We start from the raw sequence: 10,173 nt of genomic DNA, 5'->3' as shown, positions 1-10,173 counted from the left end.
TCCCCCCACCCTTGTCTTCTCCCCCTCCCCCCCCCCTCTCCCGCGTGGCTTGTCCAGACCCCCCCCCCGCGTTGTGGTTAGCGCTTTTCGGCTTCGATGGCTGCCTTGGCAGTGGGGTCGGAGTCCTTGAGGAACTTCTCGATCCGCTCCGGCTCCTCGGCTTCGCCGATGGCCGCGGAGGCGCGGCCCAGCGAATACAGGGCGCGCAGGAAGCCACGGTTCGGTTCGTGTTCCCACGGGATGGGCCCGACGCCGCGCCAGCCGTTGCGGCGCAGCGAATCCAGGCCGCGGTGGTAGCCGACCCGGGAGTAGGCATACGAGTCGATGGTCCGGCCCTCGGTCCAGGCTTCCTCGGCCAGCACGGCCCAGAGCAGCGAGGACGTCGGGTGCTTTTCCACCAGGTCCAGGGCTTCCTGGCCGGCATCCAGCGCCGCGTAGACCTCGGTCTCGGCGGGCAGGAGCGTCGGCTCAGGACCCATCAGGTTCTTGCGGAAATCGTCCGACATGCCTAGAATGTCTTGCCGGTGGAGCCGAGCTGCTGGGCAGCCTCGACGACCCGGGCCGCAAGGCCGGCCTCGGCGGAGGCGCCCCAGACGCGGGGATCGTACAGCTTCTTGTTGCCGACCTCGCCGTCGACCTTCAGCACGCCGTCGTAGTTGCGGAACATGTGGTCCGCCACGGGCCGGGTGTAGGCGTACTGGGTGTCGGTGTCGATGTTCATCTTGATCACACCGTAGGAGACCGCGTCGGCGATTTCCTTCTCGGAGGAGCCGGAGCCGCCGTGGAAGACGAGGTCGAACGGGTTGGCCTTGCCGATCTTGGCGCCGACCTGCTGCTGGATGTCCTTGAGGATTTCGGGGCGGAGCTTGACGCCACCGGGCTTGTAGACGCCGTGCACGTTGCCGAAGGTCAGCGCCGTGATGTAGCGGCCGTTCTCGCCGGAGCCGAGGGCGTCGATCGTGGCCAGGGCGTCCTCGACCGTGGTGTACAGCTTGTCGTTGATGGCGTTCTCGACGCCGTCTTCCTCGCCGCCGACCGTGCCGATTTCGACCTCGAGGATCATCTTGGCGGCGGCGGTGCGCTCGAGCAGTTCGCGGGCGATCCGCAGGTTCTCCTGCAGGGTTTCGGCGGAGCCGTCCCACATGTGCGAGTTGAAGAGCGGGTTGCGGCCGGCCTTGACCTCGGCCTCGGAGGCTGCCAGCAGCGGCAGGACGAAGCCGTCCAGTTTGTCCTTCGGGCAGTGGTCCGTGTGCAGGGCGATGTTGACGCCGTAGTTCTTGGCCACCTCGCGGGCAAACGCGGCGAAGCCCAGGGAACCGGCCACCATGTCCTTGGTGGAGGCGCCCGACCAGTAGGCGGCACCGCCGGTGGAGACCTGGACGATGCCGTCGGACTCGGCCTCGGCGAAGCCGCGGAGGGCGGCGTTCAGGGTCTGGGAGGACGTGACGTTGACGGCCGGGAACGCGAAGCCGCCCGTCTTAGCGCGGTCGATCATCTCGGAGTAGATCTCTGGGGTTGCAATGGGCATGCTGACTCCTAAAGTGAATTTCGTCTGCGGGCTGGTTGACCCTGGAGTGAACCTCGTCGGCTAGGAACCATCCTAGCCATTCCTTCGCTGGGGGCAGTGGTTCCGGTCACTCGGGCCTGTAATAACTCACTGGACCCCCGGGAGCTGGTTGAACACGTGCCGTCGGATCCAGGCGTGCATCGCGATGGCCGCGGCCGAGGCGGCGTTAATGGAGCGGGTGGAGCCGAACTGCTCGATCGACAAGGTGTCCACCGCCGCCTGGTGGACCTCGGGGGACAGCCCCGGACCCTCCTGCCCAAACACCAGCACGCAGTCTTTGGGCAGTTCGTAGGTTTCCAGCGGGACGGAGTCCGGGAAGATGTCGATGCCGATGATGGCCAGCCCCTCCCCCTGCGCCCACGCCACGAAGTCGTCCACGGTCGGGTGGTGGCGGATGTGCTGGTAGCGGTCGGTGACCATGGCCCCGCGGCGGTTCCACCGGCGTCGTCCGATGATGTGCACTTCCTTGGCCAGGAAGGCGTTGGCGCTGCGCACGACGGTGCCGATGTTCATGTCGTGTTGCCAGTTTTCGATCGCGATGTGGAAGTTATGCCGCTTGGAGTCCAGGTCCGCCACGATCGACTCGTGCTTCCAGTAGCGGTATGTGTCCACCACATTGCGCCGGTCCCCGTCCGCGAGGAGGTCCGGGTCCCAGTGGTCGCCCGCCGGCAGTTCGCCTTCCCAGGGGCCGACGCCGACCTCCGCCTTGGGCTCCGCCTCGGCTGCCGCCTCCCCCTCCTGCGCGGTCACGGGAGGGATTTCGCTGGGTATCTCGGGTTCAGTCACGACTCAACATTAGACTGGGACTTGCATCGGCACATTATCGGCGGAGGACAGCATGGCGGAGCAGCAGGCAGACCACAGGGAAGACTCGGACCACGTGCTTTCATCAAAATCCGTGTACCGCAGCGGCCAGGAGATCGAGTGCTGGCTGACCGACATGGACGGCGTCCTGGTCCACGAAAACCAGCCCATCCCGGGTGCCGCTGAACTCATCCAGCGCTGGGTGGACACGTCCAAGCGCTTCCTCGTCCTGACCAACAACTCCATCTTCACGCCCCGTGACCTCGCCGCCCGGCTGAAGAGCTCCGGTCTGGAGATCCCCGAGGAGAACATCTGGACCTCCGCCCTGGCGACGGCCCAGTTCCTAAAGGACCAGGTGCGGGGCTCGGACTCCGGCAACCGCGCCTACACGATCGGGGAGGCGGGCCTCACGACGGCGCTGCACGAGGCCGGCTTTATCCTCACCGACCAGGACCCGGACTTTGTGGTGCTCGGCGAAACCCGGACCTACTCCTTTGAAGCCATCACCATGGCCATCCGGCTGATCCTGGGCGGGGCGCGGTTCATCGCCACCAACCCGGACGCCACCGGGCCTTCGAAGGACGGCCCGATGCCTGCCACCGGCGCCATCGCGGCGCTCATCACCAAGGCGACCGGCCGGGAACCGTACATTGTAGGCAAGCCGAACCCGATGATGTTCCGTTCGGCGATGAACCAGATCGACGCGCATTCGGAAACCACCGCCATGATCGGTGACCGGATGGACACTGACATCATCGCGGGCATGGAAGCGGGGCTGCACACCGTGCTGGTGCTCAGCGGCATCACCCATAAGGACGACATCGCCGCGTACCCGTTCCGGCCCAACCAGATCCTGAACTCCGTGGCAGACCTGAAGAACCAGATCTAGGACCTGCGTTAGAAGGCGGTCTTCCTGCCGCCGCCGGACGGCAACGGGAAGAGCTCGTCCTCCAGCTCCTCGATGATCGGTCGGTAGACGAACGGGTTCCAGCCCGGGCTGGCGTGCGCCGGCCGGGCGCCGTCGGTCCGCAAGGAATCAGAGGCCATGTTGTCCTTGAAGATCAGGGACCAGGAGTCCCTGGCTGCCGCGTAGTCCACGGTCCGGTCGCGGGGGTTGCCGATGAAGGCCATCCGCGTCCCTCCAAGCTTTCCCGCGAAGCGGGTTGCGTCGAAGTGGTAGATGTAAGCGGATTCGGACTGGATCAGTACGGTGGACGGCGCAATCGGCGAGAGCTGTTCCAGGGTCTGGTCCAGGACCTGTCCCCAGCTGCGCTCGTCCTTGTGCAGCACCCGCTCGCCGAGTTCGTAGCCGCCGCGCAGCACCGTGGGGAAGCGGAATCCGCTCTCGTAGAGCAGCACCACACCCTCAAACCAGCTCTGGTCCAGCACGTCGTACTTGGTGCACGGACTGGAATCGAGCAGGATGAGCGCCACCTCAAGGCCGTGAAGCTCCCGAAGCCGGGCGGCGACCTGGGTTGCCACCATGCCGCCGAAGCTGTGGCCGTAGAAGTACAACGTGGTCAGCTGATGGGCCCGCGCGTGCTCGACCACGGCGATCACGATCTCGTCGATGTCGAGGCCCACATTGGAATAACCGACGGCGGCGAGCTGGCCGCGCTTGTTCAGCGCCCCGCGCAGCGCGTTCAGGATCCACAGGGCCTCCTCCCAGCTCGTTTTGTAGCCGGGAAAGAGGAACCAGCTGGCGTGGGGGAAGTACTTCTCGGCAGTCTCATCCGGCACCGTGAGGATCTTGTGGACGCGGCGCTCGGCCTGCACGCGCCGGGTGAAGATCATGTCGGCGGCCAGCACCGAGGCGGAGCCCGCGCCGGCCAGGAAACCACGCCGGGAGAACCGTTTCAGTTCGGCGGCGTGCCGAAGCACACGGGCGGCGTCGCCGTCCCCGCCTACATCCTGAACTTCCGGCTCACGCGGCACATCTCTACCGTAGTCACCGGCGAACGCGGATCAGAAACGGCGCCGGATAACAGCTCAGCCACAGTCGATGGCCCTGCCTAGGCCGGTTCGGGTTCGCGGTCGGAGCCGGGGCCGGGGCGGGCGGCGTCGAGGCCGACTTTGCGGCGGCTGATTTCGAGACCGATTTCGTCATAGGTCGCCAGGAGCTGCGAGCGGGCCATGTCCGCCGGATTATCCAGCAGCCCGAACACGGAGTCGCTCGCGGCCAGCAATTCGTCATCGGAGAAGACGTTCAACGGCCGGGTCCCTGAGGAGTCAAGGGACGCGGTGAAGTCAGCCGAGAGATCCAGGGACGGCAGCGCGGTGACGGCACTTTCCAGAAACGGGTTCAGCTCGAGGGAAACCCCGGCCGAGCTGGGCAGGGCGCCGACGGTGTCGACCAGCCCCGCGGCGCCGTCGATCGCATTGAGGTCGTGGCGGAGGCCCGCAAGTGCCGCGGATTCCACGAAGGCGGCGCGGCCGAGGTTGACCCGGATGTGTGAGGTGATGCCCCTGCGGCGGACGCGCTGGATCAACTGCATCAGGGCGGGTCGGGAGTCCTGCGTCAGGCTCCCCCGGACATCGATCCGGAGGACATCTGAAGCGAGGTCCAGTTTGGCGTGGGCGTTCAACGAGGTGTCCATAGGTGCTCCAAAAAAGGGTGTCTATGGCCGACGGCTCAACCGCATTCAGCGTATAGGCCCCCCGGAGGTGCGCACAAGTCATATGGCGCTACCGGTTCAGCCGACCGCCCGCCGGCCCGGTTCCTCAAAGTGGGTACGGGATGCGGTGCCGCCCACGGACTGGACCAGCGAGGTGGCGATGTCCCGGAGCTTGACGTTGCCGTTGCTGGAGGCGTCGGTGAGGATCTTGACGGCCGCCTCCTGGTTGCAGCGGTTCTGTGCCATGACAATCCCGATGGCCATGTCGATCACGGTGCGGGATTCCAGCGTGGCCCGCAGATTGCTGGCACTGTCCGTATGCAGGGAGAAACGGACGGCCAGCCGCAGCGCCTGGGAGATTTCACGGGTGTAGCCGCGCGCCCGGGCGGCAACGTCGCCGTCGAACTTGCGCGGCACATCCGAGTAGAGGTTCAGCGCCGCCTGGGCATCACCCTGAAGATGGAAGGGCACAGAGAGCACGGAGCGCAGCCCGTGGGAAGCGACCGCACTGGCATAGTCCGGGCCCCAGCGGTCCTCATCGAACAAGTCCGGAACGTAGACCTCGCGTTCCTCCTGTGCCGCCGTCAGGCACGGGCCCTGCGAGAGCCGGTACTGGATTTCGTCGACTTCGCGGGCGGAGTCGCTGCTCCAGCCGATGGTCGCCGCCTTCCGGTCGCGCAGCAGCGTGATGCCGCACAGGGCGTCGTCGCCCGCACCGGCCACCTGGTGCGCGGAGAAACGCGCGAGCTCGTTGAGGAATTCCTCAAAATCGGCGCTGTCCAGGATGAGGTTCTGGATCTGGTCGACGGTGCTGAGGGGAACAGATCCGAGGATTTCTTTGGGAAGGAGCATGGCGCGTGGTCTCCGGAGGGGTGTGGTGGATATCTGAAGATGATAATTCACCGCCCAATCCACCGTCCACACGCGTCCGCTGAAGGAGGAACGTCCTAGCTGAGGCCGAGCTCGTCCTTGCCGAACGCGAAGAGGTAGGGAACACCGGCCTCAGCCTCGATCTTTTCCTTGGCGCCGGTGTCGCGGTCCACGATCACGGCGACGGCGACGACGTTGCCGCCGGCCCTGCGGACGCCCTCGACGGCGGTCAGCGCGGAGCCTCCGGTCGTGGAGGTGTCCTCCAGCACCAGCACCTTGCGGCCCTCGACGGAGGGGCCCTCAACCTGCCGGCCCATGCCGTAGGATTTCTGCGCCTTGCGGACCACGAAGGCGTCCACGGGTCGGCCGGCGTCGACGGCGGAATGCATCACGGCGGTGCCCACCGGGTCGGCTCCCATGGTGAGCCCGCCCGCGCACTCAAAGTCGATGCCGGCGTCGTCCAGCAGCGAGAGCATGACCTGTCCCACCAGCTTGGACGCCTCATGGTGCAGCGTGATCCGGCGCAGGTCGATGTAGTAGTCGGCCTCGGCGCCGCTCGAGAGGATGACTTTGCCGCGGACGACGGCCAGCTCCTTGATCAGTTCAAGAAGGCGGGCACGGGCGGCAGCGGTGTCAGCTGCGGGGGCACTGTTGGCAGTCATGGGACCCAGTTTAGTGGCTGGCCAGCGCCGGTTTCCCAGCCGTCCCGTTTGATGTCGGGCCGCCTCCCGGCTGCTCCCGGCACGCACGCCGGGTCTCTATCCTCTAGGAACCCTTGCCGGGCAGGAGTGCGATGGAACCATGACGGCAGGCACGGAACCCTCGACCCGCTGGCCCACCATTGCCAAAGATGTCGGCGGCCTCCGGGTCCGGCCGAACCTGGTGGACTATGACGCGGCGTGTGCCGCGTTCTCCTGGGACGAAGCCCGCCATCAACTGTCCGGACTGCCCGGGGGCCGCGGCGTCAACATCGCCTATGAAGCAGTGGACCGGCACGCCGCCGGGGGGCTCGCCGGGCACGAGGCGCTGCGGTTCGGTGGGCCGGGTCTGCAGCGCCGAAGTGCCGATTCCCTATTCCAAGCAGCTGGAACTGGCGGCCCTGCCGTCCGTCGGGCGGATTGTCGCCGCAGCCCGGGAGGCGGTCGGCGCGCGTGGCTGACTTCCTGATGCCCTCCCTCGGTGCTGACATGGAGCACGGCAAGATCGTCGAATGGCTGGTCAAACCCGGCGACTACGTGCGCCGCGGGGACCTCGTGGCGGTGGTGGATACCGACAAGACCGTCATGGATGTGGAGTCCTTCCAGGAGGGGGTGGTCGCCGAGCTTCTCGTGGACCTCGGCGAAACCGTGCCGGTGGGCACCCCGCTGGCCAGGATCACGCAGACCCCGGCCGAGGTCGGGGCCCCCCGCCATGAGGCACCGCCGCCCCGGGCCGGGGCCGCCGCCGTTGCTGTCGCCGCCGTTGCTGTCACTGCCAAGGAAGGTCCCCCGGTCGCCCCTCCCGTGCGGCACCTGGCACACCGGCTGGGGGTCGACACGGCCAGGATCCACGGCACCGGCAAGGGCGGCGCCATCACGAGGGCGGATGTGGAGCACGCCGTGGCGGCAAGGCCGTCCGCCGCCGGACGCGTGCGCTCCTCGCCCCCGGCCCGGAGGCTGGCCGCCGAACTCGGCGTCGAGCTTTCCGCCGTGAGCGGCACCGGACCGGAGGGTACCGTGAGCGTGGCGGACGTGCAGCGCGCCGCGGCCCTCCACCCGGCGGCGGGCACCCCGGAGCCGGCCCCGGAGGCAGGTCTCCCGGGGGCAGTGCCGGAAGCTCCGGCCGGAGTGCCGGCCACGGGGCCACCCGCCGGGCCAGCCGTTTCCCCTGAGAAACCCGCGGAAGCCCGCGAGCGCGTGGCCAGCCTGCGCCGCGCCATCGGGGCGCTGATGTCGCGCTCAAAGAGGACCATCCCGCACTACTACCTCAGCACCACCCTGGACCTGCGTGCCGCCGCCGGCTGGATGCAGTCCGTCAACGCACAGCGGCCCGTCGCGTCACGGCTGGTCCCCTCCGCGCTGCTGCTCAAGGCAGCGGCGCTCGCGGCCAAGGAGGTCCCGGAGGTGAACGGGTTCTACGACGACGGCGGGTACCGGCCCAGCGCGTCCGTGCACCTGGGTGTCGCCGTGGCCCTGCGCCAGGGCGGTCTCGTGGCCCCGGCGATCCACGACGCGGACACCCTGCCGGTTGACGTGCTGATGGAGCAGCTCCGGGACCTCGGGGTGGAGAGCGTCTTCGGCGTCATCTATCCCCCGCAGGTTGCGATGGTCGGCTTCGGCCGGGTGCTGGAGCAGCCGTGGGCGCAGAACGGGCTGCTCGGTGTCCGGCCCGCCGTCGTCGCCACTCTCTCCGCTGACCACCGGGTCAGCGACTGGCTGCGCGGCGGCCGCTACCTGGCGCGGATCGACGAGCTGCTGCAGAAGCCGGAAGACCTGTGAACCGGGTCATTAATGTGAAACGGGAGGAACCATGAACGAACAGGACGCCAGGGCGGCGGTAACGGGCCGATCAGGTGCCCCGAGGACTTGATGACGTCGTCGCCGCGTCCGACGAACCAGTAGTACCCGTCGGCGTCGCAGTCGGCGATCGGCAAGGTGGCACCGGATGTGGACCTCGCCGAGGTGGACGAGGACGCCCGGCTGCGGCAGGACCTCGAACTCGATTCGCTGGACTTCCTCCGGCTGGTCGAAACGATCGACACGGCCACCGGCGTCGACATCCCGGAGCGGGACTACCCGGAGGTGGCCACGGTCAAGGGGCTGATCGGCTACCTCGCGGCCCACGGCTGATCCTGCATCGACTGCTCCGTAGCCGCCCTTTTGGAGGCGCTAAAGGGCGGCTACGGAGCAGTCGATGGGAAGAAACGCGGCGGAATGGTCCGGTCCGGCCGCCCGGCCCCGGCTAGGGGTGCGGCCGGGGCCGGGCTTCGGCGCGCCGGGCGAACGCCGGCGCGTGCTCCGGCCGCGGCCCGAAGGCGACGAAGTGCGGGAGTACCCTGCCGGCGGCCGGGATGTGCCGGGCCAGGAACAGCAGCACGGCAGGCGCCCCGGCCCGCGTTCCGGTCATGATCGGCCCGAAGATCACGCGGTGCATCACCCGCTGCACGGCCTGGACCACGACCGTGGGCAACTGCCGCCGTCGTTGGACCCGGGCCAGCTCGGCGCGTGGCACCCGTCCGCGGAGCAGCGCGGGAGCAAGGCAGTCCGCGGCGGCCACGGCGTCCTGGATGGCAAGGTTGATCCCGACCCCGCCGGCCGGGGACATCGCGTGCGCGGCGTCGCCGATGCAGAGCAGTCCGTTGATGTGCCATTGGCGGAGCCGGTCCAGTCGCACGTCCAGCCAGTGCAGGTCCTCCAGCGACGCGATGGCGTCCACCCGGTCGGCGAGGTCGGGCCGGAGCGCCGCGATCCGGCGTCGGAAGCCCTCAACGCCCTCGGCCCGGATCCGGGTGTCCGTGCCTTTCGGCGCGAGGTACCCCATCTGGTAATAGTCGGTGCGGTTGAGCGCCACCAGGGCCTGACCCCGCCCGAACGCGGGGACGATGCCCGCCACGGCGCCCTGCTCGGAGGCATGGCGCGGCAGGCGGAACCACCAGGCGTCAAACGGCACGGGATACTCCTTCGGAGGCAGCCCGGCCGCACGCCGCAGGGTCGAATGGCGCCCGTCCGTGGCAACCACCAGGTCCGCCAGGAGTTCGCCGCCGGCCCCGTCGGCGGTCCGGTAGCGGATCCCCGTGACCCGGCCCCCGTTGCGGACCAGGGCGGTGGCTGCGTGGCCCATGCGCAGGCTGAAGGACGGTTCCTGGGCTGCGGCGCCGGCCAGGAAGTTGAGGAAGTTCCATTGCGGCATCATGGCGATGTAGTTGTAGGGCGGGGGCAGCGAATCGAAGTTGCCGATCGTCACGGGAGGGCCGTCCGGCACCGGGAAAACGACGCTGCTCAGCCGGCTTTGCGGCAGCCGGCGGAACTCCTCGCCCAGGCCCAGTTCGTCGATCAGCCGGATGGTGGAGGCGTGGACGGTGTCACCGCGGAAGTCCCGGAAGAAATCGGCGTGCTTCTCCAGAACCGTGACCTGCACGCCGGCCCGCGCCAGCAGCAGTCCCAGCATCATGCCCGCCGGCCCGCCGCCGACCACCACGCATCCCGTCGTCTCCATGGCCATACGCTACGCCTGCGCACGGTGCCGCGGGAGGGGCCTTCGCGGCGGCTTAGGTCCGGCGCGGCGCTTTCCGCCCGGCGCGGCGCTTTCGGCCCGGCGCGGCGCTTTCGGCCCGGCGCG

General features: G+C 68.4%; 12 protein-coding genes. 4 read left to right on the top strand and 8 right to left on the bottom strand.

Going from position 1 to position 10,173, the window contains the following annotated elements; all coding sequences use genetic code 11:
- Window positions 1–77: 77 nt before the first annotated feature.
- The 3 genes from ACZY0Y_RS15230 to ACZY0Y_RS15220 form a co-directional block, all read right to left on the bottom strand.
- Window positions 78–506, bottom strand: coding sequence for a DUF3151 domain-containing protein (locus tag ACZY0Y_RS15230; RefSeq protein WP_463885778.1), 429 nt, complete (start codon window positions 504–506; stop codon window positions 78–80).
- A 2-nt stretch (window positions 507–508) separates the two neighbouring features.
- Window positions 509–1,528 (bottom strand): class II fructose-bisphosphate aldolase, encoded by a 1,020-nt coding sequence (fbaA, locus tag ACZY0Y_RS15225; protein ID WP_463885780.1) that lies wholly within the window; start codon window positions 1,526–1,528, stop codon window positions 509–511.
- Window positions 1,529–1,654: 126 nt separating this feature from the next.
- On the bottom strand, window positions 1,655–2,326 hold the full coding sequence (locus ACZY0Y_RS15220; protein WP_463958902.1) for a TrmH family RNA methyltransferase: 672 nt from the start codon (window positions 2,324–2,326) through the stop codon (window positions 1,655–1,657).
- 79 nt (window positions 2,327–2,405) lie between these two features.
- Between ACZY0Y_RS15220 and ACZY0Y_RS15215 the strand changes: the two genes are divergently transcribed.
- A complete protein-coding gene (locus tag ACZY0Y_RS15215) occupies window positions 2,406–3,260 on the top strand; it encodes an HAD-IIA family hydrolase (RefSeq protein ID WP_024367380.1) in 855 nt (284 codons plus the stop codon).
- Between the two features lie 8 nt (window positions 3,261–3,268).
- On the opposite strand, the gene ACZY0Y_RS15210 is transcribed toward ACZY0Y_RS15215, so the two are convergent.
- The 4 genes from ACZY0Y_RS15210 to pyrE form a co-directional block, all read right to left on the bottom strand.
- Complete coding sequence (locus ACZY0Y_RS15210) at window positions 3,269–4,306, bottom strand: thioesterase domain-containing protein (RefSeq protein WP_463885782.1); 1,038 nt, start codon at window positions 4,304–4,306, stop codon at window positions 3,269–3,271.
- A gap of 77 nt (window positions 4,307–4,383) precedes the next feature.
- The gene (locus ACZY0Y_RS15205) at window positions 4,384–4,968 is read right to left on the bottom strand and encodes a hypothetical protein (protein WP_463958897.1); all 585 of its coding nucleotides are present in this window, start codon (window positions 4,966–4,968) and stop codon (window positions 4,384–4,386) included.
- A gap of 96 nt (window positions 4,969–5,064) precedes the next feature.
- On the bottom strand, window positions 5,065–5,838 hold the full coding sequence (locus ACZY0Y_RS15200; protein WP_463958895.1) for a GAF and ANTAR domain-containing protein: 774 nt from the start codon (window positions 5,836–5,838) through the stop codon (window positions 5,065–5,067).
- A 95-nt stretch (window positions 5,839–5,933) separates the two neighbouring features.
- Window positions 5,934–6,518 (bottom strand): orotate phosphoribosyltransferase, encoded by a 585-nt coding sequence (gene pyrE / locus ACZY0Y_RS15195; RefSeq protein WP_463886707.1) that lies wholly within the window; start codon window positions 6,516–6,518, stop codon window positions 5,934–5,936.
- Window positions 6,519–6,832: 314 nt separating this feature from the next.
- Between pyrE and ACZY0Y_RS15190 the strand changes: the two genes are divergently transcribed.
- The 3 genes from ACZY0Y_RS15190 (at window position 6,833) to ACZY0Y_RS15180 (ending at window position 8,684) form a co-directional block, all read left to right on the top strand.
- Window positions 6,833–7,015 carry a hypothetical protein gene (locus ACZY0Y_RS15190; protein ID WP_463886106.1) on the top strand — a complete coding sequence of 61 codons (183 nt, stop codon included), beginning with the start codon at window positions 6,833–6,835 and terminating at the stop codon, window positions 7,013–7,015.
- On the top strand, window positions 7,008–8,333 hold the full coding sequence (locus tag ACZY0Y_RS15185) for a dihydrolipoamide acetyltransferase family protein (protein WP_463958893.1): 1,326 nt from the start codon (window positions 7,008–7,010) through the stop codon (window positions 8,331–8,333). Before ACZY0Y_RS15190 ends, ACZY0Y_RS15185 begins: the two co-directional genes overlap by 8 nt.
- A 168-nt stretch (window positions 8,334–8,501) precedes the next feature.
- Window positions 8,502–8,684, top strand: coding sequence for an acyl carrier protein (locus ACZY0Y_RS15180; protein WP_463886102.1), 183 nt, complete (start codon window positions 8,502–8,504; stop codon window positions 8,682–8,684).
- A 112-nt stretch (window positions 8,685–8,796) separates the two neighbouring features.
- On the opposite strand, the gene ACZY0Y_RS15175 is transcribed toward ACZY0Y_RS15180, so the two are convergent.
- A complete protein-coding gene (locus tag ACZY0Y_RS15175; protein ID WP_463958891.1) occupies window positions 8,797–10,050 on the bottom strand; it encodes an FAD-dependent oxidoreductase in 1,254 nt (417 codons plus the stop codon).
- Window positions 10,051–10,173 lie beyond the last annotated feature (123 nt).

It is taken from the genome of Pseudarthrobacter kochi (assembly GCF_055412805.1).
Note: the sequence above shows the minus strand (reverse complement) of the source record. Positions and strands in the feature narration are given on the sequence as shown.